At 61.4% G+C, this 25,191-nt stretch carries 22 protein-coding genes; 11 read left to right on the forward strand and 11 right to left on the reverse strand.

Annotation, left to right across the window (positions count from 1 at the left end; all coding sequences use genetic code 11):
• Nucleotides 1-10: 10 nt before the first annotated feature.
• Nucleotides 11-916 (reverse strand): LysR substrate-binding domain-containing protein, encoded by a 906-nt coding sequence (locus tag WD006_RS25560; RefSeq protein ID WP_029309530.1) that lies wholly within the window; start codon nt 914-916, stop codon nt 11-13.
• Nucleotides 917-1,165: 249 nt separating this feature from the next.
• Between WD006_RS25560 and WD006_RS25565 the strand changes: the two genes are divergently transcribed.
• Nucleotides 1,166-2,281: a porin gene (locus WD006_RS25565; protein ID WP_029309531.1), complete on the forward strand. Its 1,116-nt coding sequence runs from the start codon at nt 1,166-1,168 to the stop codon at nt 2,279-2,281.
• 90 nt (nt 2,282-2,371) lie between these two features.
• Nucleotides 2,372-2,743: a hypothetical protein gene (locus WD006_RS25570; protein WP_011518832.1), complete on the forward strand. Its 372-nt coding sequence runs from the start codon at nt 2,372-2,374 to the stop codon at nt 2,741-2,743.
• 1,099 nt (nt 2,744-3,842) lie between these two features.
• Here WD006_RS25570 and WD006_RS25575 read toward each other — a convergent pair.
• Both WD006_RS25575 and WD006_RS25580 read right to left on the reverse strand, forming a co-directional pair.
• A complete protein-coding gene (locus WD006_RS25575) occupies nt 3,843-4,304 on the reverse strand; it encodes a cache domain-containing protein (RefSeq protein WP_029309532.1) in 462 nt (153 codons plus the stop codon).
• 355 nt (nt 4,305-4,659) lie between these two features.
• Nucleotides 4,660-5,052, reverse strand: a complete 393-nt coding sequence (locus WD006_RS25580) for a carboxymuconolactone decarboxylase family protein (protein WP_051723410.1) — start codon at nt 5,050-5,052, stop codon at nt 4,660-4,662.
• A 631-nt stretch (nt 5,053-5,683) separates the two neighbouring features.
• Here WD006_RS25580 and WD006_RS25585 point away from each other — a divergent pair.
• Entirely contained in the window at nt 5,684-6,034 is a 351-nt protein-coding gene (locus tag WD006_RS25585; protein ID WP_011518834.1) for a YggL family protein, read from the forward strand.
• 1,339 nt (nt 6,035-7,373) lie between these two features.
• On the opposite strand, the gene WD006_RS25590 is transcribed toward WD006_RS25585, so the two are convergent.
• Nucleotides 7,374-7,619 carry a 3'-5' exonuclease gene (locus tag WD006_RS25590; RefSeq protein WP_029309534.1) on the reverse strand — a complete coding sequence of 82 codons (246 nt, stop codon included), beginning with the start codon at nt 7,617-7,619 and terminating at the stop codon, nt 7,374-7,376.
• Nucleotides 7,620-7,741: 122 nt separating this feature from the next.
• Here WD006_RS25590 and WD006_RS25595 point away from each other — a divergent pair, with 122 nt between their 5' ends.
• Complete coding sequence (locus WD006_RS25595) at nt 7,742-7,927, forward strand: hypothetical protein (protein ID WP_008652329.1); 186 nt, start codon at nt 7,742-7,744, stop codon at nt 7,925-7,927.
• Nucleotides 7,928-8,069: 142 nt separating this feature from the next.
• Here WD006_RS25595 and WD006_RS25600 read toward each other — a convergent pair whose 3' ends face one another.
• The 4 genes from WD006_RS25600 to WD006_RS25615 form a co-directional block, all read right to left on the reverse strand.
• The gene (locus tag WD006_RS25600) at nt 8,070-8,447 is read right to left on the reverse strand and encodes a DUF427 domain-containing protein (protein WP_011518836.1); all 378 of its coding nucleotides are present in this window, start codon (nt 8,445-8,447) and stop codon (nt 8,070-8,072) included.
• A 315-nt stretch (nt 8,448-8,762) separates the two neighbouring features.
• Nucleotides 8,763-9,455 (reverse strand): GntR family transcriptional regulator, encoded by a 693-nt coding sequence (locus WD006_RS25605; protein ID WP_017513515.1) that lies wholly within the window; start codon nt 9,453-9,455, stop codon nt 8,763-8,765.
• A gap of 247 nt (nt 9,456-9,702) precedes the next feature.
• A complete protein-coding gene (locus WD006_RS25610; RefSeq protein WP_029309535.1) occupies nt 9,703-10,305 on the reverse strand; it encodes a PAS domain S-box protein in 603 nt (200 codons plus the stop codon).
• 385 nt (nt 10,306-10,690) lie between these two features.
• Entirely contained in the window at nt 10,691-11,452 is a 762-nt protein-coding gene (locus tag WD006_RS25615; protein WP_011518839.1) for a TerC family protein, read from the reverse strand.
• A gap of 195 nt (nt 11,453-11,647) precedes the next feature.
• Between WD006_RS25615 and WD006_RS25620 the strand changes: the two genes are divergently transcribed.
• The gene (locus WD006_RS25620) at nt 11,648-12,655 is read left to right on the forward strand and encodes a 2-dehydropantoate 2-reductase (RefSeq protein ID WP_029309536.1); all 1,008 of its coding nucleotides are present in this window, start codon (nt 11,648-11,650) and stop codon (nt 12,653-12,655) included.
• 248 nt (nt 12,656-12,903) lie between these two features.
• Entirely contained in the window at nt 12,904-13,626 is a 723-nt protein-coding gene (locus tag WD006_RS25625) for a GntR family transcriptional regulator (protein WP_008652314.1), read from the forward strand.
• Between the two features lie 119 nt (nt 13,627-13,745).
• Here WD006_RS25625 and sucD read toward each other — a convergent pair whose 3' ends face one another.
• The 3 genes from sucD to WD006_RS25640 are packed head-to-tail and all read right to left on the reverse strand — an operon-like array spanning nt 13,746 to nt 16,112.
• A complete protein-coding gene (gene sucD / locus WD006_RS25630) occupies nt 13,746-14,618 on the reverse strand; it encodes a succinate--CoA ligase subunit alpha (RefSeq protein WP_029309537.1) in 873 nt (290 codons plus the stop codon).
• Nucleotide 14,619: 1 nt separating this feature from the next.
• On the reverse strand, nt 14,620-15,831 hold the full coding sequence (gene sucC, locus WD006_RS25635) for an ADP-forming succinate--CoA ligase subunit beta (protein ID WP_008652308.1): 1,212 nt from the start codon (nt 15,829-15,831) through the stop codon (nt 14,620-14,622).
• A 56-nt stretch (nt 15,832-15,887) separates the two neighbouring features.
• A complete protein-coding gene (locus WD006_RS25640) occupies nt 15,888-16,112 on the reverse strand; it encodes a hypothetical protein (RefSeq protein WP_141192910.1) in 225 nt (74 codons plus the stop codon).
• 114 nt (nt 16,113-16,226) lie between these two features.
• Between WD006_RS25640 and WD006_RS25645 the strand changes: the two genes are divergently transcribed.
• The 5 genes from WD006_RS25645 to WD006_RS25665 all read left to right on the forward strand — a co-directional run bounded on the left by WD006_RS25645 (nt 16,227) and on the right by WD006_RS25665 (nt 25,189).
• Nucleotides 16,227-17,981 (forward strand): thiamine pyrophosphate-binding protein, encoded by a 1,755-nt coding sequence (locus WD006_RS25645; protein ID WP_029309538.1) that lies wholly within the window; start codon nt 16,227-16,229, stop codon nt 17,979-17,981.
• A gap of 54 nt (nt 17,982-18,035) precedes the next feature.
• A complete protein-coding gene (gene frc, locus WD006_RS25650) occupies nt 18,036-19,268 on the forward strand; it encodes a formyl-CoA transferase (RefSeq protein WP_029309539.1) in 1,233 nt (410 codons plus the stop codon).
• Between the two features lie 166 nt (nt 19,269-19,434).
• On the forward strand, nt 19,435-21,564 hold the full coding sequence (locus WD006_RS25655; protein WP_029309540.1) for an acetate--CoA ligase family protein: 2,130 nt from the start codon (nt 19,435-19,437) through the stop codon (nt 21,562-21,564).
• Between the two features lie 147 nt (nt 21,565-21,711).
• On the forward strand, nt 21,712-22,488 hold the full coding sequence (locus tag WD006_RS25660) for a fumarylacetoacetate hydrolase family protein (protein WP_011518845.1): 777 nt from the start codon (nt 21,712-21,714) through the stop codon (nt 22,486-22,488).
• 730 nt (nt 22,489-23,218) lie between these two features.
• A complete protein-coding gene (locus tag WD006_RS25665) occupies nt 23,219-25,189 on the forward strand; it encodes a phospholipase D-like domain-containing protein (protein ID WP_029309541.1) in 1,971 nt (656 codons plus the stop codon).
• Nucleotides 25,190-25,191 lie beyond the last annotated feature (2 nt).

A 25,191-nucleotide genomic window follows, 5' to 3' on the forward strand; every position in this document is an offset into this window, starting at 1 on the left:
TCGCGGCGAATCAGGACGAGGCGACGCTCGCCTTGAATTGTTCTTTGACCAGCTTGATAAAGTCTTCCACAACCTTCGATCGCGGCTGATGGGACGGCAGGACCATGGAGAAATGGAACTGTACGGCCGGCGACAATGGACGCCAGACCACACCTGGATCACGCACTCTGCGCGCGGTGAAGGGATCAACGACAGTCAAACCAAGTCCGCCTGCCACCAGGCTGCATGCCACGTGACCGAGCGATGTGACCACCGAGCGCTTGCAGGTCACGCCAGCAGCGTCGAGTTCCATCTCCAATCGCATCCGCACCGGGCTGTTGCGATTCAGCGCGATAAGCGGCTCATCCTGTAGGTCGGTAATCTTCAATGACTTCTTGCGGGCCAAAGCATGGCCACGCGGGAGTACGCAGACCGCCGCGACGCTTGGTAGCGGGAAAACATCGACCCCCGGGTACTCATTGCCGGACATCTGCACGAATCCGATATCGATCTGGTGCGCTGCGGCGAGCTCCATGACGCCGAGAGAATTCCTGACGTCCAGCGAGATCGCCAGTTCTGGGCGGGAGAGTGAGAACTGCCTGACGCTTTCGCTGAGCAGGCTCAATCCCAGCGTATGCATGGACGCAACACGCAGGGTACCGATGCGAGCGGACTTCAGGTCCAGTGCCACACGCTCGATCTGCTCCATGCCCTGGTAGAACCGGTCCACCTCGCGGAACAGTCGCTGGGCTTCCGCACCCGGAATCAGGCGATTGCCTTCACGTCTGAATAGACGGATTTCCAGTCTCTTTTCGAGGTCCCTGATAAGCGCACTCACTGCGGGCTGGCTGATCTTCAGCCGTTCGGCGGCCACGGTCATGCTGCCGGACACCATGACACTACGGAACGCTTCGAGTTGGCGGGGATTCAGTTGCATAGGTAGCTAAGGCGAAGACTGATGCCATGACTTTTGGGGGGCGAGCCTACAACGTAGCACGCTGCCGCGCCCATAAATTTCTCTTATGCGCGTCCAACCGTGGCTGGGGTTGTTCGTCATGAGAGACCAGCGTCAGAATTTTGTCATGGGATTCCAAAGTCCCATCGAGCCAGAACAACAATGAATTCACGGCGCGTATGCCGTCCTTCTTTGGGACGGAGCCGTCCCCATTCACGAGGAGACCATTGAATGAAATGCAAGTACCTTGCCATTGCGGTGGCAATGCTGACTGCGAGCAGTGTCCAAGCGCAATCGAGCGTTACCCTGTATGGCGTTGTTGATGCCGGTATCGAGTACCTGAACCATGCTGTCGCATCGACGGGAACCGTTGCACCGGGTGCCAAGGGACATAGCCTGGTGGCCTTGCAATCAGGCAACCAGTCCGGATCACGCTGGGGTCTGCGTGGCATCGAGGACCTGGGTGGCGGCCTGAAGAGCCTCTTCGTTCTGGAAAGTGGATTCTCCATCGACACCGGCACGAGCACCCAAAGCGGTCGCCTGTTCGGACGCGGTGCCTACGTCGGACTCGAGAACCAATGGGGCAGGCTGACGTTGGGTCGCCACACGGTGCCGTTCTATGACTTTGCGGTGACGTACGATCCGATGGCGATTTCGAGCCGCTACTCTATCGGCGCGCAGGATCCGTTCATGGGAGCGGCGCGTGCAGACAATTCTGTCAAGTACATGGGCACCTTTGGCGGCCTGAGCGTGACAGGACTGTATAGCTTCAACTACAACAACCAGGAAGTTCCGGGCAACTTCACGAACGGCCGCGAGTACTCTCTCGGCGCGAACTATTCTGGCGGCTCGTTCTCGATTGGGGCAGTCTACGATCAGATCAACCAATCGGCCGCCACGGCATTGCAAACAAATAGCCTGACGCAACGGGCAGCGGTGGCCGGTACGTACGCCTACGGCAACGCCAAGGTTTACGCGGGCTACCGCTATGCGCACGCGTTCAACGGTGCCAGCCTGCCTGGTTCCACAGTGGCTAACACTGCGTCGAACCTCGCTTGGGCAGGTGTTGGCTATCAACTGACACCTGCTCTCTCATTCGCTGGCTCGGCCTATTACCAGAATCTTCGCAACTCCCGATCTGGCAACCCATGGCAGTTCGTCATGGTGGCCGACTATGCGCTGTCGAAGCGCACCGACCTATATACGGTAGCGTCGTATGTGCTTAACAAGGGAAAATCGAGCCTGGGCGTGAATGGCTTCAACAGCCAGCTGGGGACGACGAGCGAGGCCGTACAACCTGGCGCCAATCAATTCGGTGCTGTAGTCGGTGTTCGGCACAAGTTCTGAGCCGACCGGTACGGCGCCCTGCCTTTCAAGCGGTGCCACATACGCGTGCTATATATTTGTCCTTTCGACAGCATGGCGAGGTAGGTCCGCATGGCAAAGAAATCGATTCGGGTATCGCATGTCGCGATACCCGGCGACCTGAGTGTTCTCAAACTGAAGGGATATTTGAGATCCGCGCTCACTGAAGTGGCGGAAGGAACTGGTGACGACGAAATCCTTCTGATCAAGGTTCTAGTGCCACGGCCGTTGGGCCTGAAAGCCGGTGAGAAACTGCTCGACAAGGTCTTGCAAGCGATCGTCGACAAGGATCCACGCGTGAGCCGGGTGTCAGTTGAATTCGTCGATGGTGATGTCACGCCCGAGAAGATTGCGGAAAGCCAGGCGCGAACGCAGAAAGAGATCGACGCATATGGGCACCTGCTCCAGGAATCGACGGACGAAGGGGAATCCGATCGCCATTGAATGGTTCAGTTGATATATCGATAGCCCTCCTGCGTGGCCACCACATCTATTCCAGACGTTGGTAGCTCGCTGCTAGTCGGCGGTTTCCCAAGATGCTGGTTTCACTCCGCATGTGCGCAGCCGCACGATCTCTTGCAAGCCTCCTTGTTGCGGACGATTTCAGTACTGAGCGGGTTTGAATGCCATGAATAAGGAGGGCAGCCAGGCGTGGTGTCCGTCGCTGCGGTCAAGCTGCTAATCCACGCGAAGGGCTTGGCCAACATGCATGGTGTTGTACGTGGTAAGTCCGGCAGCAGGTGCAACCATCGGCGACTCAGACATTGCCTGTGCGGAAGCTTCAGTGTTGGAGCAATTGGCGATGCTAGTTGGGCGTGATTCGACGGCTGCGCTGCGCTAAGCGGCTCGGCCAGCATCGGCGCATCATCCGTCTGACTTTCCTTTAAATTGCACCGAATCTTGAATCACCAAGTCATCGTCGCCACGGCATACGGGAGAGGGGCATCTTGCGAAGCAACCCTTTTTCGCTGGGGCGGCACTTATTGTCATCCCTAGATTCAAAGGCCGTAGGGCTAGGCATTCTCAAATGTCGACACGGGCACGCCTTTGGTGATGCATGGTTAGCCTTATGTTGAGCTGTGGCAATGGCCTGCGACGGCTGGGTGAGCGCAGGAAGGGCCGAGGGCGACGTCATTGAAAAGCAATAGCTGGTAGCTACCAACTTGGAAGTCCTAAACGCCGGTGATACTTGGCGCATCGCGCAATTCAACTCAGGCCGATGTCGTCGTGAATTGGCGGCAGTCTCTAACCGACCCTGAACTGCCCTTCGACGCGGGGTAACCTCTACGGCTGCTTCCAGAGGGATCCGGTCTCCGCGCAGGCTTGCCACATGCACCGGTTCGGTGGATAGCTGACAAGGTAGCAGGCACGACAAACTCGACGCGAATGACCCAAGGCGGATATCAAAACTGATCAGCGCCGATGGCAAACCGCACATGCGTAGTGAAGGGCATCAGAACTGACCGGTCACGTGAGAAAATGGCATTGTGCGGGCAACGGAGTTCGGCAGTTCGCCACCGATTTGACGGTTGGTTTGGTCGCACTACTTGTAGTAACCGACGCCGCAACCCAGGCCGGCAACCGCAGTAACGAGGCTCGCCTTCGGCACCCACGTCTTGTCAGCGCCGGCCTTGGGAGACATGTAGCTGACCTCGTTGACCTGGCCCTCTTTTGCCGCGTCATAGAGCCTTGGTCCATACACGTCGCCCGTAGGGTCCCTAAATTTCCTAGCATCCTTGCCGAGCAACCCCTTAACGTTGGGATTGCCGACCGCGACGAGGAGTCCGTCGCTGAGATTGAAGCAGAACGGATAGAGATCGCCAACAAGAAAGCCATTTTCGCCGTTGTTGATCTGGTTGAGCGTCCTGGCTTTATCGGCTTTGATGGCCGCAACCGTCTTTTCAAGCATGGTCCTAGCGTCCGCCGCAGTACCTTGCGCCAATGCCGTAGCCGAGAATAAGGCAGCCATGGCGCCTAGCGTGCCAATCACGAGTTTACGAAACATGGACATTCCTCCCTTCTCTTCGAGCAATTGGCAATTGTCATGCACCGCGTGCAGCCAGCAAGTCATCATGTCCAAACATTGCCCCAGTTGACCAGTCTACTCGTGCCCGCCGACGAGTTGATAAAAAGAGGTGGGGCGGCTACTTCAGGATTGGGCCCATCGTGTCGATCCCGAGCGTGGTCGAACGGCGTGAAGCGCGCGGCATGGTGCACTAGATACGCGCCTGCAATATCACGCAGGTAATTCAAAGGCGAAGTTACACTTCGCGGACGTGGAGTCACCGCCTATCGCTGAAATCCGCGGCAGCGTTGCCCTGGCCGACGCGAGGATTGTCAATCGGCGGCCGGCGCGATCATCACTTACGTTGAGGCGACCACTCGGTGCCGCCGTCTGAGCCATTCAACATTGTGCTGTTGAAACGGACGAGCGCGGCGGTTGCAATGGCCTCCTTTATTTGAGCATCGGTCGCACCAGCGGCTTTTGCCGCTTTAGTGTGAGCGGAAACGCAATATGCACAAGGAATTTGTGCAGCCACGCCGAGGGCAATGAGTTGCTTGGTTTTCGCATCTAAAGCTCCCGTGGGATTCATCACGGCCCGAGATTCGTCCCAGTGCGGCTTCAGTGCCTGGTCGGGAAGTGTCTGTTTCATCCATTCAGGTGCCTCCTGAGCGCTGACGCTTGGTTCCGTTGCCAGGGCCAACAGCAGTGCTAAACCGGCGCTCGCCAGTAGAGTTCTCATGACTGACATGACTGACCTCCCCAAGTAATATTGAAGGGCTACTGATCGTGACACTGAGGCGCCAGGACTGTCAATCGGCTCGGTCTGCGCCCCGTAGTGCCTGCCGCCGAGTGGCTTCCAGTCCAAATTCGAATTGGGGGGCCGACCTCACGCCACTGCACCGAGTCGGACGACGTTCCCAGCCTCCACCGGGGCGTCGGCGAAGCCGAGCATCGCCGTTGCGGAGCGCGCGCCGTCGAGGATCAGATCGCAACACTCTTGCATCTGCTTTGCTCGCTGCGTCGCGCTTTGGCATGGTGGGGGAAGTCGCCGATCTCGTCGCTTGCGTCGCCAGTCCGCGTGCGGGCTACATACCGGGGTGATCCTTGGGCTAGGCGGGGGACTCGCGCCGTTCACCAACTGAATTTTGCAGACGAGATTGCGGTGCAAAGTGTGGGCGCGGCGGTCCGGGGTAGGCTGAACTTCGGCCATTGGACTTGTAATTTCGATTGACTCTTCATGGCCGGAACCGGCCGATGTCCGAGGTTTTCGGTCCACGTCCCGCAGTTGGATGCCGTCAAAATGCGGTCGTCTTGCCGCGACAATCGAGGTACGATGCCGGTCTTTCAGGCTGGCTGACCAGTCCAAAGGAACTATACCCATGAGCCAACGACGTAGCCGTCGCCAACGCAAGAAGCTGCGGGTGGCGGAATTTCAGGAACTCGGATTTCTCGTCACAGCGGAGCTTGCCGTTGGACTGGGTGCGGACGCAAAGATTGCTGCCTGCGAAGCCTTCATTGCCGATTGCATCGAAGCGAACCAACTCACCTATGGTGGTGCAATAGATGACCGCCTGGATGGATTTGTATCCCCGGAGGGGAACCGCAGTTCCTCCACGGAGGAACACCGCCGAATCGTCCTGGACTGGCTGAACGGTCGGGCTGAGTTCGGTGCTGTGCGCGTCGGTCCGCTGATCGACGCGTGGTACGGCAATTTCGCGGAACTTGGCTGAGCCTTCATATGCCACGCATTGAGGGATGCCGCCAGGAGACATTCGTCCGCTCGGCGAGGCCGTGGTTGGCTGGCTCGAAAGCGTGCAGGAAGATTCCCTGTGAGGCTCGTTGAAGGGAACTGGCGCAAGCTATCTCGGAATCGCCAGTGGATGAGGTGTCTTCTTTTCCCGCACTGTACGATTTGAGTTCCGAACGGCAGGTCAGGCAGGAACCTTGCCAGTCCGGCGGACGTCTCAGGCAATCTTGCCTTGCGCGAAACTGCCGGTTTTCTTTTGTGTGGAGCCTGACGGGCAGCCGATTCGCCGGTCACCAGCTCGGCGCGCATTGCAGTTCGGTCAAGGCGCAACAATCAGACGTGGACAGACTAAGCGGACTTCGATATGAATAGCAAACAACGCCGCAAAGCCTACCGGAAGAGTCCCTACCAGATCGAAACGACATGGACGTTCAGGGGCGCGCAGGTGATCATCACGCGCATTGCAAGCCCCACCGCAGTTATCGTCGAGTTTGAGGGAGCCGGAGCACGCACGCATGTCCCCACGCGTGCACTGGAGCCACGCGGCCCTAACGGAAGCATGTTCCGCCCGCTGCCATAGTTTCTCGACCTACCTCGCATCGGCACTTGGCGGGACTGGCATCCCCGTCGTGTGCGTCGTTGCAATGTGTGACTGCGCGACGGGTGGAATGGGCCGGGAGGCTTATCGAAGCACGGTGCTGCCGTAGCTGGTGCGGACGCTCGGTGCGCGTGACGGCGACCGAGCCCCATCTGTGTGGCAATTCTGGACCTCCGGTGTCGCCTGGTATCGCGGAAGGGAAACCAACGGTCATTGCCAGAAGGCCCCTACATCGGGAAACCCCGGGCGCCCATGTTCCCCGTACGGCCGACCCGACGGTCACGGCGGCTCCGATGTGCGTGGCGCGCGCGGATGCGGGCACGGCGGCTGGCCGCGTGACCATCCTCGCCCGTGTTTCCTGGTTTTCCATCGATGGCCGGAAGGTCGCACGCGACGCCAGCAGCCCCGACCTTTGAGTGCTCAAAAGGTAACTTTTGAGTTTGGCCTTAGAAATTGGCTTATCTTGATAATTAGCACTATCTCGATAGCTGCCCCCCCTAGCGTGCGATTCCTTTTAGGCGCCGATGCTAGCTTGCTGGGAATGCCCCAGTTGCGCCGCCGCGGCGTCGTGATATCCGGCCTTATCGCAATGGTTAGATGTCGAAGCCATGGGGGGCGCCCGTCTAAGTCAGAGCGAGCGACAGGGGGCTGACCGGCGGCAGACACAGCTAACCCGTATGGGACATCCGAGCAGTCCCGGCGATTTCGCCATTGCCGTGCACGCCTATGCGATCCTGATGTGTTTGACCCTATCGCTTGTCAGAAGCTGATAAAGCGTCGCGATCTTCGCTCGCGCGGCACGCTGTGCGCAGTAGGTGAAAAGAACACGTTGTTTTGCGCGCGTGAACGCTACGAAGAACCTAGCGGTGCCGTCAACCTCATCCTTGGTGAAGCTCCGCCGGGCACCATTGTCCAATCCGACGAAGATGACGGTATGGTGCTCAAGGCCTTTACTCTTGCGAATCGTCATCAGCGGGATGGCACCTGTGGCATCGCAGCCATACGCACTATTACCTAATGCTGCATTGCGACAATCCGTCTGCTACAATTCGGGAAAACCCCATAAGGGTAATCCCTGAAAGGAAGGACGCCATGAACACCCAATCCGATATCAAGCTGACCGATCAACTCGAACGTGACCTCATCGAGCGCGAGCTCGGCGCCCAAAGCATGGGCTTCGGCAACGACGTGAAGCGCGTGATCGCTTCGATCCAGAACGTTTTCACCCGCCTGCAGGCGGAAGCGCGCAAGGCCAAGGTTGCCTACGCGAACGGCTGATTGGCCGGGAAGTCTGAACGTAGTAGCGGGTAGATAGCTGTAGTTGGTACCGAAACGCGGCGCATTGGTGCCGCGTGGGAATGAGAGCCGACCCGCCACACACGTGCATCGTGTGTGGCGGGTCGGCTTTTTTGTGCGCGAATTACGGTGTGATGCCGATGCTGTCGACGCGATCGGGGTAGAACGCGAGGTAGCCTGCAATGGCCGACACGGCCGGGTAGGGGCACTCATAGGTCCAGACGGCATTCTCTGCGCGCGCCCCGCCGGCGGGGATGCTGTAGTAGGTGGCATCCCCCTTGTAGGGGCAGTAGCTACCATGTGAGGTACGCGACAGTTCAGACATGTCCACGTCCTCGCGCGGCACGTACTGAACAGCGGGATAGGCTGCTTCCTGAAGCGTCAGTGCGTTTCGGGTATCGGCAATCACTTTGCCGGCGACGGTGACAACCACACGGTCGCCTTGGCGGGTGATGGTGATTGGGTGGTCGGGGCCGGGAATCTTGACGGGTTTGTCTGGCATGGGGGCCTCATCTGGCTGGCACAGCGAAAAAACGGGCGCGGCAACGTTGCCGCGCCTTGCGCTGACATCGACATACGGACGAACAGGAACCTCATGCCGCCAGCGCCAATGATGAAAAAACCGCCACGGAGGGTGACGTGAGGCCAGAAGAGAGGGATCCTTGGCCTCGGAGGAAAAGATAGCAAGCGCCATCGTTCCAGAAAAGCGTTCTCACGGAACACACTTTTCGAGGGCGTAAAACAATAGCCCCGTCACGGTTTCGTGACGGGGCTATTGTTCTTGATCTTGCCGTTACTCTGCGCGCCGGATGCGACTTCAGGTGCCAGATTGCTCTTCGATCCAGAGCGACAGCCGGACCTTGTAGGCTTGCTGGATATGGCGCCGCGCGATCTGCTCGGCCTGCTCGGGGTCACGGGCTTCCAGCGCCTGGACCAGCGCCATGTGTTCCTCATACGATCCGCGCGCGCGGCCTGGGACGGCCAGCGTGGAGCGCCCTAGCAGTGCCATGGATTCGTGCAGCGAGCGGAGCGTCTTCAGCAGATAGCGATTGTGGGCGCAGCGGTGCAGCGTCTCGTGGAACAGGCGGTTGTTCATCGCCAGCTTGTCGGGATCCTCGGCGAACGAGAGGTCGCGTTCGACGATATCGCGCAGCAGCGAGATCTCCACGTCGGTGGCGTGGCGTGCGGCCAGCGCCGCGGCGGTGGACTCGAGCACCTCTCGCATGACGTAGAGTTCGCTGACCATGCTGGCGTCGAGGCGCGTCACGATCATGCCCCGATTGGGCTCGTTTACAACAAGCCCTTCTGACTCGAGCCGCGACAGCGCCTCGCGCACCGGCGTGCGCGACAGGCCCAGGGATTCCGCGAGTTCGACTTCTCTCAGGCGGGTGCCGGGCGGCAGTTGACCTGCCTGGATGGCTGATCGCAACTGTTGATAGGCGCGCTCGGAGCGTGGCAGCGAGGCGTTTTGATCGCCGTCGGAGCTGGCGACGAGGTCCGTAGGAAGCATGGAGTCGTGAAGTGGGGATCTGTAACTCCGCCGCAGGCGGCGAAGTTCGCTATTCAATCTACTGGTTAATGATGCGAGACAACCCAGGGCCATCCGGTTGCCGTCGCGCGTTCCTGCCAGCACGGCTGGAGCGGGAATGGACAGAGACGGCACCAGGAAGAGGGAGATTCTACCTCGCATGCCGGCTCTCGGACCTCCAGGCGCAATATACGCCCCATCACGCGGCTGTTAATCCTGCTTTGCCTGACTAGGGACTCAGCGGTGTCTGAAGCGCGCTCATGCCGAGACTGGTCAGTCCCAGGCGACCGCGCACGCCCAACTTGCGATAGACGCTGGCGACCCGGCGGCGCATGTCGTCGGCCGCCACGCCAAGGCGTCTGGCAATCTGCATCTCGGTGGCGGATGTCAGCAGCAGCAGAAACACCTCCTGCTCGTAGGGGTCGAGCAGCCCCAGAAGGTCTGGTGGCAGGAGATATGCGCACGCTGGCTGCCGAAGGATTGTGACATCGCGCGCGGTACCAAGTCGCAATTGATGTGATTCCAGCCAGCGTGCCGACCACGAGAAGTGGATGTCACTTCCATCCTGGTGCCGGTAACGGTTCTCGAAGCCGGTGCGTTTGTGGCCGGCCAGCACCTCGCTGGCTTCCTTGATGGTGCGATCGCGGTCGCGCTGGACCACGAGTTCGAGCATGGTTTGTCCGATGAGGTCGGACTGCGCAAAGCCCAGCGAATCGTGACATCGGGGGTTCACGTACCGGATGATGCCGGTCTTGTCGACGAGGAAGACGGCATCAGGCTGGGCATCCGCCAAGGCATGAATGGAGTCTTCCGACAGGATGGGCTTTGCCATGGGGTGATCAACCGGACACGGAGAAATCACCGCAGGGCAGGTTACATGTCGCCATGGATTACTGCCCCAGATGAACGTCGATGTGCGGATCGTAGCGCAAACGGATGCGGATCGAAACGAAAAAAAGCCGGCCTTCAGGCCTAATTTCCAGCCTTCGATGTCCGGGATCATCTGGTGGCAAGCGAACTCGTGGAAGTCCTGTCGGATTGGCCCGTTCCGCCCATGCCGGCGCAACTGGTCTATCCGCATCGACGATTGCTGTCCCACCGAACGCAGGTATTTTCAGTGAATGGCTGGCGAGCGTGTTGGCACAGCATATCTAGTTGGCGGGGCCCGCATTCTCCGCAGCATCCCCGCCCGGCCCGCGTTTGACGCGTTTCGGCGGCTAGTGCGCTGGCGGTTCGATGCCGGCCGCGTGGGCACGCCGTCGCCGCGACAGCATATTCAGCCCCTCGACCGCGCTCGAGAACGCCATCGCCGTATAGATATAGCCCTTGGGCACGTGGTGGCCGAGGCCATCGGCGATCAGCGTCATGCCGATCATGATCAGGAACGCCAGCGCAAGCATGACGATGGTCGGGTTCTGATTAATGAAATTCGCCAGCGGCGTGGCGGCCACCAGCATCACCACCACTGCGGCAATCACGGCCACGAACATGATCGGCACATGGTCGGTCATGCCGACCGCCGTGATGATGCTGTCGATCGAGAAGACCAGGTCCAGCACCAGGATCTGGCCGATCGCGGCGGCGAAACCTGGAGCGGCGCTCCGAGCGCTCTCGGCATTCTCGTACTCGGTCTCGGGCGACACATGCTGGTGAATCTCACGTGTGGCTTTCCAGACCAGGAAAGCGCCCCCGGCGATCAGGATCATGTCGCGCCAGGAAATCCCCTTGCCGAGCACCGTGAACACCGGCTCGGTCAGCGCCACGATGACTGCGATCGTGGCCAGCAGCGCCAATCGCATGATCAGCGCCAGGCCGATGCCGATACGCCGTGCCTTTTCGCGGATTTGCTCGGGAAGCTTGTTGGTGAGGATCGAGATGAAGATCAGGTTGTCGATGCCAAGCACGATTTCCATGGCCACCAGGGTGGCCAATGCGGCCCAGGCGGCCGGATCGCGCAGCAGTGCGAGCAGCGTTTCCATGCGAACTCCTTGAGGGGGTGGGCTTGGGCCGCTGGCCCGCAAGCGGACGACTGTCGACATGGTAGCGCACGGCTTGAGGCCGGCGTAGCCGATATAGCAAAGATTGAGGTTGTCGAATGGCGATTGTGAAATATAGTATGTGATATATCAAAATTAACCATCACTCAGCAATCACAACCATCGAGGAGACAACCGATGAAAATTTGTATCTACGGCGCGGGCGCCATCGGCGGCTATATGGGCGCGCAACTGGCGCTGGCCGGGGCGGACGTCAGTTTCATCGCCCGTGGGCCCCATCTGGCGGCGATGCAGGCAAACGGCGTGCGGTTGCTGATCGAAGGCGAGGAACGGGTGGCCAAGGTCCGTTGCGCCAGCGACCCGCGCGAACTCGGCCCTCAGGACTATGTGTTCATCACGCTCAAGGCGCACCAGGTGCCTGGGGTGGTGGACCTGATGCAGCCGCTGCTCGGGCCGGACACTGCGGTGGTGACCGGCGTCAACGGCATCCCGTATTGGTACTTCCATCAGCACGGCGGCGAGTTCGCGGGGCGCACGCTGGAAAGCGTCGATCCTGGCGCCCGCCAATGGAATGGGCTGGGCCCGGAGCGTGCCATCGGCTGTGTGCTGTATCCAGCCGCCGAAATCATCGCGCCGGGCGTGATCAAGCATGTCTATGGCAAGAAATTCCCGATCGGGGAGCCGGACGGCACCCGCTCCGAGCGCGTGACCCGTCTGGCAGAGATGATGGCGCGGGCGGACATGGACGCCCCGGTGCGCGACAACATTCGCGACGAGATCTGGCTCAAGCTCTGGGGCAACCTCTGCTTCAACCCGATCAGCGCCTTGACGCATGCGACGCTCGACATCATTACGTCGGACCCGGCCACGCGGGCGCTGTCGCGCCAGATGATGCTCGAAGCGAAGCACATCGCCGAGAGCTTCGGTGTGCATTTCCGGGTAGACGTCGAACGTCGGATCGACGGTGCCGGTGCGGTTGGCGCCCACAAGACGTCGATGCTGCAGGATCTGGAGGCGGGCAGGGCGATGGAAATCGACCCGCTGCTGACGGTGGTGCAGGAGATGGGCCGAATGATCGGGCAGCCGACACCGATGATCGACGCGGTGCTCGGACTGATCAAGCAACGTGACCGGATGGCCCAGGCAGCGCCTTCAGGCGCGGCGCCAATGGCCAAGGCAGCCTGAAACGCGGACGGTCTGCCGGAAATCGGCGACAATCGGCATAGTGGTCAATGTGATATACGATATACGAAAGGTCGGATTCGTCCCTTTCCAGGCCAGAACTCGCCGCATGCGGCGGGATTGATGCGCGAAACGCATGGCGTCATGCCAAACTTGACGTCATGCGTCACGCGCCAACCTGGTCCTGAATCGGCGAGTGCCATCGGCGGCCATTTGGGTCGCCGGGGCGCCGGCCATTTACGAGTGCACTCATGTCTGCCCAAAGCCAAACCGACGTCCAGCCGACTTCCGGCCTGACCCTTTCACTGCAGCCGATCAATGCGGGTGCCAGCCTGCGTGACCAGGCCTACGCGATGCTGCGCCAGGCGATTGCCGATGCCGACATCTACCAGTCGCGTGACGAAGTCCGTCTGGACGAGCGCGTGCTGTCCGAAGCGCTCGGCGTCAGTCGCACGCCGATTCGCGAAGCCATGACCCTTCTGGAGCAGGAAGGCTTCCTGCGCACGGTGCCGCGCCGCGGCATCTACATCACGCGCAAGACCAAACGCGAGATCGTCGAGATGATCCAGGTCTGGGGCGCGCTGGAAAGCATGGCCGCGCGGCTGGCCACGCTGCACGCCAGCGACGAGGAAATCGGCAAGCTGCGGCATATGTTCGACAGCTTCCGCGATGCCACGCCGGCCGAGCATATCGAGGAATACTCCGACGCCAACATCGCCTTCCATCAGGCGATCGTGCAGTTGTCGAAGTCGCAGATCATCATGGACTCGATCAAGAACATCTTTGTCCATGTGCGTGCGATCCGGAAGATGACGATCTCGCAGAGCGACCGCGCCGCGCGCTCGATCGTCGATCACCTGCGCATCATCGAGGCGCTGGAGAAGCGCGATACGGAACTGGCCGAGCGGCTGGTCCGCCAGCATTCGCTGGATCTGGCGGACTACGTCGAGAAGCACTGCGATTTTCTCGATTGAAAGTGGAGAGGGCGCGGAGGTTTAGATCGCGACTTGTCGGTGATCGAGCCGCTGTCCCTGGCCCCTCTCCCATGGCCCCGCTCCCGCACTGCGGGAGCGGGGACAACTGCCAGACCAACCTACCGCATCGCCGCCGCCATCGTATTGCCCAGCTCCGCTGGAGACGCGGCCACGTGGATACCCGCCTCGCGCATCGCTTCGATCTTGGCCTCGGCCGTGCCCGTGCCGCCCGATATGATGGCGCCAGCATGGCCCATGCGGCGGCCCGGTGGGGCCGTGGTGCCGGCGATGAATCCGACCACGGGTTTGCGAGTGCGCGCGTCGCGCAGGAATTGCGCGGCTTCCTCTTCGGCCGACCCGCCGATCTCGCCGATCATGATGATGCCTTCGGTCTGATCATCGGCAAGGAACAGTTCCAGGCTGTCGATGAAGTTCGTGCCGTTGACGGGATCTCCGCCAATGCCGATGCAGGTCGATTGTCCAAGCCCCGTTGCCGTGGTCTGCGCCACCGCCTCGTAGGTCAGCGTGCCCGAGCGCGATACCACGCCGATCCGTCCCGGCTTGTGGATGTGCCCCGGCATGATGCCGATCTTGCACTGCCCAGGCGTGATGACGCCCGGGCAGTTGGGCCCGACCAGCCGGCTGGCGGAGCCGCTCAGCGCCCGCTTGACGCGCACCATGTCGATGACGGGAATGCCTTCGGTGATGCAGACGATCAGTCCGATGCCGGCATCCACGGCCTCGAGGATCGCATCGGCGGCGAACGGCGGCGGGACGTAGATGACCGACGCATCGGCGCCGGTGGCATGGGCGGCGGCCGATACGGTATCGAATACCGGCAGCCCCAGATGCGTCTCTCCGCCCTTGCCGGGCGTGACACCGCCAACCATTTTCGTGCCATAGGCCAATGCCTGCTCCGAGTGGAAGGTGCCTTGGGCGCCCGTGAAACCCTGGCAGATCACGCGCGTATGTTGGTCGATTAGCACGGCCATTTCACTTGCCTCCTTTCTTCTGATGGGCCCGGACCGCGGCCACGACTTTCTCCGCCGCGTCGGCGAGATGATTGGCCGATAGGATCGGCAGTCCCGAATCGCGCAGGATGGTCTTGCCTAGTTCGACATTGGTGCCTTCCAGGCGCACCACCAGCGGCACTGTCAGGTCGACATCGCGCGCGGCGGCGATCACGCCTTCGGCAATGACATCGCAGCGCATGATGCCGCCGAAGATGTTGACCAGGATGCCTTCCACCTTGGGATCGGCCAGGATGAGCCGGAACGCCGCCGTCACGCGTTCCTTGGTGGCGCCACCGCCTACGTCGAGGAAGTTGGCCGGCTCGCCGCCGTAAAGCTTGATGATGTCCATCGTGGCCATCGCCAGCCCCGCGCCATTGACCATGCAGCCGATGTTGCCGTCGAGCCGCACGTAGTTCAGCGCGTGCCTGGCGGCTTCGGTTTCGGCCGGATCTTCCTCGCTTTCGTCGCGCATCGCTTCGATATCGGGATGCCGGAAAAGGGCGTTGTCGTCGAAGTTGAACTTGGCGTCGAGCGCGATCACGTCGCCGCTGCCTGTCACCACGAGCGGATTGATCTCGACAATCGAGGCATCGAGTTCCGTAAATGCGCGATAGGCAGACAGGATGAAGCGCGTGGCCGCCGCCACCTGCTTGCCGGACAGACCCAGCCCGAATGCCAGGCGCCGGGCATGGAACGGCTGGATACCACTGGCGGGATCGATCGCCACTTTCAGGATCTTCTCCGGGGTATGCGCGGCAACCTCCTCGATTTCCATGCCGCCTTCCGTGGATGCCATGACGGTGATGCGCGATGTGGCGCGGTCGATCAGCATCCCAAGATAGAGCTCGCGCGCGATGTCGCAGCCTTCCTCGATATATAGCCGTCGCACTTCGCGCCCGGCCGGCCCGGTCTGCTTGGTCACCAGCGTGGCGCCCAGCATCTGCGAGGCGTTTGCCTGCACCTCGTCGATGGACTTCACCACGCGCACGCCGCCCTTGCCGGATGGATCGCCGGCAAACCGGCCCGCGCCGCGTCCACCGGCGTGGATCTGCGACTTCACCACCCAGATGGGCCCGCCCAGCTTGCGTGCGGCCTGCGCAGCCTCTTCGGGGGTAAATGCCACGCAGCCGTTTGGCACGGCGACGTCGTAGCGCCGCAGCAGCTCCTTGGCCTGATATTCGTGAATGTTCACGTGTCTCCTCGCTTGTCTGTCACCGTGGCCGCAGGTCGGGGTCCGCCTGTCCGGTTTCACACGGCGTAAAATATGGTATGTGATATATCAAAAAGAAAATCAAGCTGGATTTGATGCTCTCGGCAAGTGGAGAAGGCTGTTCCAGGTGGCAGACAGACTTCAGAAGACAATCGCATCAATGCCTTGTCATTGATCAGAAAGCGGCATTTTTTGCGGGTTAACGCCAAATGGGATGGGCTGCTTGCTGCGGTGCGTCGTTGAAAGTCGGCAGCGGCCAGCATTTTGTTCTTGTTGTTTGGTGGTATATCACATACCGTATGTCATCAAGATCGGCTGCTTTCCGAAGCGCAACGATCTGCGATCCGACGATCCAGTCCAAACGAGGAGACAAAGACATGTCCGCTGTCGTATCCACCCGGCCCGAGACCACCACGGCTGAAGACACGCTGAAGCAAAAGTCCCGCGACGCGGGCGTCATATCCGGCGGCCATCTGGTGGCTCGCGCCCTCAAGAACGAGGGGGTGGATACGATCTTCACGCTGTGCGGCGGGCACATCATCGACATCTACGACGGTTGCGTGGATGAGGGCATTCGCATCATCGACGTGCGCCACGAGCAGGTGGCCGCGCACGCAGCAGATGGTTATGCGCGCCAGACCGGCAAGCTCGCCTGCGTTGTGACCACGGCAGGCCCTGGCTGCACGAACGCCGTCACGGGCGTGGCCACCGCGTTCCGTTCGGAAAGCCCGATCATCCATATCGGCGGCCAAGGCGCGCTGTCCCAGCACAAGATGGGATCGTTGCAGGATCTGCCGCACGTGGACATGATGGCGCCGATCACGAAGTTCGCGGCCACCATCCCCAACACCGAGCGCGTGGCCGACATGATTGCGATGGCCGCCCGTGAGTGCTTCAACGGCGCGCCGGGGCCGGCCTACCTGGAAATCCCGCGCGATGTGCTGGATCGTGAAGTCGATGTATCGCGTGCCGTGATTCCGCGCCCGGGCCACTATCGTGCCTCGACGAAGTCGATCGGAGATCCGCGCGACATCGAAAAACTGGCCGATATTCTTGTCAACGCCGAACGTCCGGCAATTCTCTATGGCCAGCAGGTTTGGACCGCGCGCGGGCATGAGGAAGCTGTCGACCTGCTGCGCGGTCTCGATATCCCCGGCTATTTCAACGGCGCCGCACGTGGCCTGCTGCCTCCGGGCGATCCGCATCACTTCGACCGCACCCGTTCGCAGGCATTCGCCAATGCCGATGTGCTGGTGATCGTCGGCACGCCGTTCGACTTCCGCATGGGCTACGGCAAGCGCATCAGCAAGGAAATCACGCTGGTGCAGATCGACATGGACTACCGCACGGTGGGCAAGAATCGCGAGATCGATCTGGGCCTGGTGGGCGATCCGGGCGCGATTCTTGGCGCGGTGCTGCAGGCGGCCAGTGGCCGGATCAAGAATGATAAGCGCCTGGCGCGCAAGAAGTGGATGGGTCAGTTGACGGAAGCCGAAGCCGTTGCCACGGAAAAGCTGATGCCGCTGTTCAAGTCGGAGAACAAGCCGATTCACCCGTATCGCGTGGCCTACGAACTCAACGAGTTCCTGGCCGACAACACGATCTATATCGGCGACGGTGGCGACGTGGTCACGATTTCCGCGCAGGCGGTGCGTCCGCGCCGCCCGGGCCAGTGGATGGACCCGGGCGCGCTCGGGTCGCTCGGTGTCGGTACCGGCTTTGCGATTGCAGCGGGCGTCGCCAATCCGGGCAAGGAAGTGCTCTGCTACTACGGCGACGGATCGTTCGGCATGACCGCGTTCGACATGGAAACGGCCAACCGCTTCGGCGTGCCGTACCTGGCCGTCATCGGCAATAACTCGGCGATGAACCAGATCCGCTACGGCCAGCTTGCCAAGTACGGCGACGACCGTGGCAATGTCGGCAACCTGCTGTCCGACGTGCCGTTCTCCAAGTTCGCCGAGATGCTGGGCGGATACGGCGAGGAGGTGCGCGAGCCGGGCCAGATCGCCGGTGCGCTGCAGCGCGGCCGCGAGTCGATCGCGAAGACCGGCAAGTCCGCCGTCATCAATATCTGGGTGGACCCGCGCGAGTACGCGCCGGGCACAAAGAACCAGACCATGTACAAGTAAAGGCCGGTCGCCAGCACGACATTGCCTCAAGAGAATCCTCAAGGAGACAACGCCATGAACAACAAGGCACTGGAAGGGGTCCGCATTCTGGACATGACGCATGTGCAGGCCGGCCCGTCGGCCACCCAGCTGATGGCCTGGCTGGGTGCCGATGTCATCAAGGTGGAACTGCCCGGTCGCGGCGACATCACGCGTAGCCAGCTGCGCGATGTTCCGAACGCGGACAGCCTCTACTTTACGATGCTGAACTCGAACAAGCGCAGTCTGACGTTGAACATGAAGACGCCGGAAGGCAAGGCGCTGCTTGAAGACCTGGTGCAGCGCTGCGACGTGCTGGTGGAGAACTTCGGGCCGGGCGTGCTGGATCGCGCCGGGTTCGACTGGGACCGCCTGCAGTCGCTGAATCCGCGCCTGATCTACGCATCGATCAAAGGCTTCGGCCCCGGCCCGTACGCCGATTGCAAGGCGTACGAGAACGTGGCGCAGTGCATGGGCGGCTCGGCCAGCACCACTGGCAACGAAGACGGCGTGCCGACGGTGACCGGCGCGCAGATCGGCGATTCGGGCACGGGCGTGCATTGCGTGGTCGGCATCCTGGCCGCGCTGCTGCACCGCGAGCAGAGCGGGCGTGGGCAGCGGGTGGAAGTCGCCATGCAGGACTCGGTGCTGAACCTGTGCCGCGTGAAGCTGCGCGATCAGCAACGGTTGTCGGCCGGGCCGCTCAAGGAGTATCCGAACGACGATTTCCAGGACTACGTGCCGCGCGCTGGCAATGCGTCCGGTGGCGGACAACCGGGTGCGGCGCTGCGCTGCTCGCCCGGTGGCGCCAACGACTTCGTCTACGTCATCATCCAGCCGCAGGGCTGGGAGCCGCTGATGCGCCTGTGCGGTCGCGAGGATCTGATCACGCATCCGCAGTTCGCCACGCCGGAGGCTCGCCTCAAGTGCCTGGCCGAGTGCTTCTCGATCATCGAGAAATGGACGCGGACCAAGAGCAAGTTCGAGGTGATGGCGGCGCTTAATGACGTTGACGTGCCGTGTGGCCCGATCCTGTCGATGAAGGACCTGATCGAGGATCGCTCGCTCTACGAACGTGGCTATATGGTCGAACTCGACCATCCGGAGCGCGGCAGGTACGTGCAGCTCGGCTGCCCGATCTCGCTGTCGGCATCGCCGGTGGAAGTCGAGCGCTCGCCGCTGCTTGGCGAGCATACCGAAGAGATCCTCGAGTGGCTCGGCCGCACGCCGTCGCAAATCGTCGCGCTCAAGGCCGCCGGCGCGGTGTAGCCCTCCACACCCTCAACGCACACTCTCTCAACCGATTCCGGCGAAATCCGCAGGCCGCCCGCATCTCCAATGCGTGGCGGGTGGGCCTGCTTTCGCCCTGCGCAGCCCATCCGGGCCGCGTTTTTCGCCTGCCCCTCATTCATGCCTGAACAGATGGAGACCTGACATGGCACATGACAAGGATGCTGTACGCAAGATTCTCGCAATCGCCAAGAAGGAAGGCCGCAATGCGCTGACCGCCCCCGAAGGCAAGCTGGTTTGCGATGCCTATGGCATCTCTGTGCCGGGGGAGGGCGTCGCCAGGTCGCCCACGGGAGCGGTGGAACTGGCCAGCAAGATGGGATACCCGGTGGTGCTCAAGATCGTGTCGCCGGACATCCTGCACAAGACCGAAGCCGGTGGTGTGCTGGTGGGTGTGAACTCGGCCGCCGACGTGGAGCGCGGCTATCTGACGATCGTCGAGAACGCGAAGAAGTACAACGCGAATGCGCAGATCGTTGGCGTGCAGGTCCAGCAGATGATTGGCGGCGGGCAGGAGGTGATCGTCGGCGCGGTGACCGACCCGTCGTTCGGCAAGCTGGTGGCATTCGGCCTGGGCGGCGTGCTGGTGGAGGTGCTCAAGGATGTGACGTTCCGCATGGCGCCGGCCACCTATGACGATGCGCTGTCGATGCTCGATGGCATCGCCGCGGCGGACGTGCTCAAGGGCGTGCGCGGCGCGGACCCGGCCAATCGCGAGGCGCTGGCCGGAATGATCCAGCGCGTGTCCGAACTCGTGAGCGATTTCCCCGAGATCTCCGAGCTTGACCTGAATCCGGTGTTCGCCAGCAAGGACGGCGCGATTGCCGCCGACGTGCGCATCGTGATCGACGACTCGCCGCAGCCGGAGAAATACCGGCCGAGCCAGGAAGAGATCGTGCGGCAGATGAACCGGATTATGCGGCCCGACACGGTGGCGGTGATCGGCGCATCGGCCGAGGACGGCAAGATCGGCAACTCGGTCATGAAGAACCTGATCAATGGCGGCTATCAGGGCAAGATCTACCCGATCCACCCGAAGGCCGACGAGATCATGGGCATGACGGCCTACAAGAGCGTGCTCGACGTGCCGGGCGATGTCGATGTGGCGGTCTTCGCCATCCCGGCCAAGTTCGTCGCGCAGGCATTGGAGGAGGTCGGCAAGAAGGGTATTCCGGGTGCGGTGTTGATTCCGTCCGGATTCGCCGAGACCGGCAATGTGGAGGGCCAGGAGGAGATTGTCGCCATCGCCCGCAAACACAATATCCGGCTGATGGGGCCGAACATCTACGGCTTCTACTACACACCGAAGAACTTGTGCGCGACGTTCTGCACGCCATACGACGTCAAGGGCAAGGCTGCGCTGTCGTCGCAGTCGGGCGGTATTGGCATGGCGATCATCGGGTTCTCGCGCTCGGCCAAGATGGGGGTGTCCGCGATTGTCGGGCTCGGCAACAAGTCCGATATCGACGAGGACGATCTGCTCACGTTCTTCGAGCAGGACGACAACACCGAGATCATCGCCCAGCACTGCGAGGACCTGAAGGATGGCCGGTCGTTCGCCGAAGTGGCACGTCGCGTCTCGAAGAAGAAGCCGGTGGTGGTGCTGAAGGCAGGCCGCACCAGCCTTGGCGCGCGCGCCGCAAGCTCGCACACGGGCGCGCTGGCAGGCAATGACAAGATCTACGAGGACGTCTTCAAGCAAGCGGGCGTGATCCGCGCCCGCTCGCTGCGCGACCTGCTCGAGTTCGCGCGCGGCATTCCAAAGCTGCCGACGCCGACGGGCGAGAACGTGGTCATCATCACCGGCGCGGGTGGCTCGGGCGTGCTGCTGTCCGATGCGTGCGTGGACAACGGACTGTCGCTGATGACGATGCCCGATGACCTGGACGCGGCGTTCCGCAAGTTCATCCCACCGTTCGGCGCGGCCGGCAATCCAGTGGACATCACCGGCGGCGAGCCGCCCTCCACGTACAAGAACACGATCAAGCTCGGCCTGGAAGATCCGCGTATCCACGCGATCATCCTGGGCTACTGGCACACGATCATCACGCCGCCGATGGTCTTTGCCAAGCTCGTGGTCGAGGTGAAGGAAGAAATGCGCGCGAAGGGCATCGAGAAGCCGATCGTCGCGTCTCTGGCCGGTGACGTGCAGGTCGAGGAGGCTGCGGAGTACCTGTACGAGCACGGCGTGCCGGCCTATGCGTACTCGACGGAGATTCCGGTGGCGGTGCTCGGCGCAAAGTACAAGTGGGCACGAGGGGCGGGCAAGATCTGACGCGTTCGGTTGTTCGGTCGTTCGTACGGCTGCCTCTTTCCCTCTCGCGCTGGCGTGAGAGGGAAAGAGGGCCAGCGCTTCCATTGCCAAGGCCCTCGACATGACAGCCCACGTCGAGGGCTTCTTCTTTTTTTATAAGGAGCCCCCATGCAGCAAACCTGGATTCGCTTCCGCAGCCCACGCGGAGACACTGGCTTCGGCCTCGTCGATGGCGATCGCGTCATCGTGTACGACGGCCCCGGCTACACCGGCTCGAAGCCCACCGGCGCCGTGCTGCCCCGCGACGAAGTGCACCTGCTGGCGCCGTGCGAGCCGGGCAAGATCGTCGCGCTATGGAACAACTTCCACGCGCTGGCGCGCAAGCTCGAGAAGCCCGTGCCGCTGCATCCGTTGTTCCTGATGAAGCCGGCCAGTTCGCTGGCCGGGCCTGGCGATGCCATCGAGCGGCCCGCCAGCTATCGCGGCAAGATCGTCTATGAAGGCGAGCTCGGGATCGTTATCGGCCGCAAATGCCGCAATGTGGGCGTGTCGGAGGCGGCCTCGCACATCTTTGGCTACACCGTGGTCAACGATGTCACCGCGGCCGAGTTGATCACCGAAGACCCGAACTTCCCGCAGTGGACGCGGGCCAAGGGTTACGACACGTTCGGCTGCCTGGGGCCGGGCATCGTCACCGGCTTCGACTGGCGCGCCGCTAGCGTCGTGACCCGGCTCGATGGCGTGGAGCGGCAGAACTATCCGCTCGCCGATATGGTCTTCTCGCCCGAAGAACAGGTCAGCCGGATCTCACAGGATCTGACGCTGATGCCCGGCGACGTGATTGCCTGCGGTACTTCGCTCGGTGTCGGATCGATGAAGGACGGCGCAGTGGTCGAGGTGTCGATCGCCGGAATTGGCGCCTTGGTCAACCACGTGAAGGGATAGCAGAAGAACGGCAAAAGGCCCCGCGCGGGGTAATGCCGTTCCGCTAAGGGTCTGTCTGAAGAACCGGACGTTGTAGCGCTTAGGCAGGGCTTTGACCACACGGGGGCATTTACGCCCCCGTCGCTTTTGGATGATCGCCAACTGAAGTTTGACGCGCATGCGCTGCAGATAGGCCGGCAGCTTGCCTGAGCCATGCTGGCTGTCCAGATCAGTTCGCTCTGTATCAGGCGCAAGGCCAGTACAGAGCTTAGGTCCGTGGGCCCGATGCGTGCCTACTAGATTTTTCTTGAAGAACATCCTCAGGTTGGCGGATACGCAAAGTCAGTTCCGCCCCGAGCATGGTTTGCTTCGGTTCCCGATAGTTGGTTTCGAATTCCCAACGGCAGTGGTAACACGCGAACGAACCCGTCGGGCACGCGGCTCGCGATTGCGATCCGGCGGGCAGGGTAGTGGAAACCAATTGGCGGCGATATCGCATTTCTCTGATTCTGCGCGAGACATTGCTTTGCACTCAACTGGCGCCGGAATCGCATTCCCGGCACCACAGTTTGCGGGTAGCGTTCGATGCTCGGGAGCGCATATCGTCGCTAGATGTTGGCTCCTTGCAGCCCCGGTTCGATCACGCTGGCATTCATTTTCACGAGGCAGCGCACGGCAGCGACGGTGCTGCAGCTGACCGGGCAGCCCATCGGCGGGCTTACCACGAGACGTTCCATCCGGAGCCGGAAGCATGACACAACCCTTCATTACCGTACCTATTGCCTTGTCATGCACGCGCAGTGCAACGATCACCCTGCCGTGGTTCGTCCAGCGTACCGAATACAACCCGGCGCCCGCCACCTTCAAGCCGCTGGTGAACGGCGAGACGGCATTTCGTGACATTTACGACGCGATTTTCCTTGCCGAGAAAAGTGTGGACATCATCTGCTGGGGTTTCCAGCCGTCCATGTTCTTCAAGCGTGGCGCAGGCGGACAGGGAACAAAATGCATTGGCGAATTGCTGGAGGACGTAGGCAAGCGCGGCGTTAAGGTGCGCTTGCTGTGTTGGGGTGGGCAGGTGCTTGGCCTACCGGAAATCAACAACAGATTCGGCCCCGAGCCAAACATGCCACACCGGCCCGCCGCTCACATGAGGCCAAGACCGCACCCGAGCAGGCATGCCGAGGACTTCGATCGCTGGTGGTACTGGTCGGTCGCGCAGAAAGATCCGAGAAGGCTGACGTTTCGCAATGTGGTCATGGACCCATCGGTCATCGCCAGACACATCCCCTCGGTCTGGCAGGTGGCGGCGCTGAAGAATGTCGAGTTCATGACGCGGGACTTCGATTTGCCGAGCCGGCTGGAGATTGCCTTCAGGACCAGCCTGTTCGGTGCGGACAAGCAGCGCGGCGCGGGCAACAAGGCTGCCGGAGGGGCGGCCATGGGCCTTGCCGCGCCGACGCATCACCAGAAAATGGTGTTGGTCGATTACGAGGTCCCGAACAAGGCGGTTGGATACGTGATGGGACACAACATGCTGGACCCGTACTGGGACACCGATGACCACAGTGCGACCAAGATGCCGTGGGGGTATCTTGGTCGCAATGGCGCGACACCGAGGCACGACATCTCAAGCCGGGTGACTGGGCCGATTCTCCAATACCTCAACGATAACTTCTGCGAGGCGTGGGATCGGGAAACCGGCACCGGTCTGGGTAAGGCGCGCAAGCCAGCCGCAGCCGGTCTCAGAATGCTACCGTCGCTAGGCGACAAGGTGATGGCCCAGGTGCTGCGCACACACTCTCAGAACGGCAAGCAGGACATCGAGAAGATGTATCTCCAGGCGGTGAACAATGCGACGCAGTTCATCTATATCGAGAATCAGTACTTTCGGTTCAAGCCCCTGGCGGACAAGATCAATGAAGCGGTCAAGAAGCAAATCCAGTGGGGGCGCGACCCCGGTCAACACGGGGCCATCCATCTCTTTGTGATCACGAACTCCAGCGACGAGGGTATGGGCGATGGTACGGTCAACACCTACCGCATGCTCAACGCGCTGGGACGGGCCGAAGTCATTCCGGGCGTGGCGAAGCTGGAGCAGGAAGACGTTCGTCAGGCCGATCTGCAGCGCCAGTATGACGCGGCTAGAACACAAGCGAGGGAAGCCCAGAGAGCGATTGCCGGGGTATATCAGTTCACCCATCTGGGCGATGCATATGTGCAGAAGTTGCTGGCTCGAGCCGAAGAGAAGCTTCAGCAGGCCCGCGCGAAACAAGCGGAGGCAAAAGCGCAGATGAAGGAGCCACCAAAGGCTGTCTTGCCCGCGCCGATTGACGGCTTGAAGGTCCACATCTGCACCCTCGTAGCACCCGACTCGCCGCCGGACAAGTGGCAGGACGTGTATATCCACGCCAAGCTGATGATCGTGGACGATGTCTTCATGACGCTGGGATCGGCCAATATCAACACGCGCAGCATGGAGGGCGACAGCGAGCTGAACATCTGCCACGAGAACGAGGCAGTGACGCGGCCATTGCGCCGGAAACTCTGGCATGACCATACGAGGGGGATGGGCGATCAGGATGATCCGGCGGAAGCATTTGCGCAGTGGACAGAAATCATAGAAGAAAACAAGAGTCGACAAGAAGACGGCGGAAAACCTCCCCATGCCTCTCTGATCGAATTCCGCCGCGATGACCCGAAGCGGACTTACAAGGACTGACC

It is taken from the genome of Cupriavidus sp. Met-2 (assembly GCF_049843575.1).
GTDB lineage: Bacteria > Pseudomonadota > Gammaproteobacteria > Burkholderiales > Burkholderiaceae > Cupriavidus > Cupriavidus metallidurans.

Bases quoted from the DNA above. Each gene is read 5' to 3' on its own strand.
- WD006_RS25560 (WP_029309530.1), bottom strand. From the start codon at position 916: ATGCAACTGAATCCCCGCCAACTCGAAGCGTTCCGTAGTGTCATGGTG.
- WD006_RS25565 (WP_029309531.1), top strand. From the start codon at position 1,166: ATGAAATGCAAGTACCTTGCCATTGCGGTGGCAATGCTGACTGCGAGC.
- WD006_RS25570 (WP_011518832.1), top strand. From the start codon at position 2,372: ATGGCAAAGAAATCGATTCGGGTATCGCATGTCGCGATACCCGGCGAC.
- WD006_RS25575 (WP_029309532.1), bottom strand. From the start codon at position 4,304: ATGTTTCGTAAACTCGTGATTGGCACGCTAGGCGCCATGGCTGCCTTA.
- WD006_RS25580 (WP_051723410.1), bottom strand. From the start codon at position 5,052: ATGTCAGTCATGAGAACTCTACTGGCGAGCGCCGGTTTAGCACTGCTG.
- WD006_RS25585 (WP_011518834.1), top strand. From the start codon at position 5,684: ATGAGCCAACGACGTAGCCGTCGCCAACGCAAGAAGCTGCGGGTGGCG.
- WD006_RS25590 (WP_029309534.1), bottom strand. From the start codon at position 7,619: ATGACGATTCGCAAGAGTAAAGGCCTTGAGCACCATACCGTCATCTTC.
- WD006_RS25595 (WP_008652329.1), top strand. From the start codon at position 7,742: ATGAACACCCAATCCGATATCAAGCTGACCGATCAACTCGAACGTGAC.
- WD006_RS25600 (WP_011518836.1), bottom strand. From the start codon at position 8,447: ATGCCAGACAAACCCGTCAAGATTCCCGGCCCCGACCACCCAATCACC.
- WD006_RS25605 (WP_017513515.1), bottom strand. From the start codon at position 9,455: ATGCTTCCTACGGACCTCGTCGCCAGCTCCGACGGCGATCAAAACGCC.
- WD006_RS25610 (WP_029309535.1), bottom strand. From the start codon at position 10,305: ATGGCAAAGCCCATCCTGTCGGAAGACTCCATTCATGCCTTGGCGGAT.
- WD006_RS25615 (WP_011518839.1), bottom strand. From the start codon at position 11,452: ATGGAAACGCTGCTCGCACTGCTGCGCGATCCGGCCGCCTGGGCCGCA.
- WD006_RS25620 (WP_029309536.1), top strand. From the start codon at position 11,648: ATGAAAATTTGTATCTACGGCGCGGGCGCCATCGGCGGCTATATGGGC.
- WD006_RS25625 (WP_008652314.1), top strand. From the start codon at position 12,904: ATGTCTGCCCAAAGCCAAACCGACGTCCAGCCGACTTCCGGCCTGACC.
- sucD (WP_029309537.1), bottom strand. From the start codon at position 14,618: ATGGCCGTGCTAATCGACCAACATACGCGCGTGATCTGCCAGGGTTTC.
- WD006_RS25640 (WP_141192910.1), bottom strand. From the start codon at position 16,112: ATGCTGGCCGCTGCCGACTTTCAACGACGCACCGCAGCAAGCAGCCCA.
- WD006_RS25645 (WP_029309538.1), top strand. From the start codon at position 16,227: ATGTCCGCTGTCGTATCCACCCGGCCCGAGACCACCACGGCTGAAGAC.
- frc (WP_029309539.1), top strand. From the start codon at position 18,036: ATGAACAACAAGGCACTGGAAGGGGTCCGCATTCTGGACATGACGCAT.
- WD006_RS25655 (WP_029309540.1), top strand. From the start codon at position 19,435: ATGGCACATGACAAGGATGCTGTACGCAAGATTCTCGCAATCGCCAAG.
- WD006_RS25660 (WP_011518845.1), top strand. From the start codon at position 21,712: ATGCAGCAAACCTGGATTCGCTTCCGCAGCCCACGCGGAGACACTGGC.
- WD006_RS25665 (WP_029309541.1), top strand. From the start codon at position 23,219: ATGACACAACCCTTCATTACCGTACCTATTGCCTTGTCATGCACGCGC.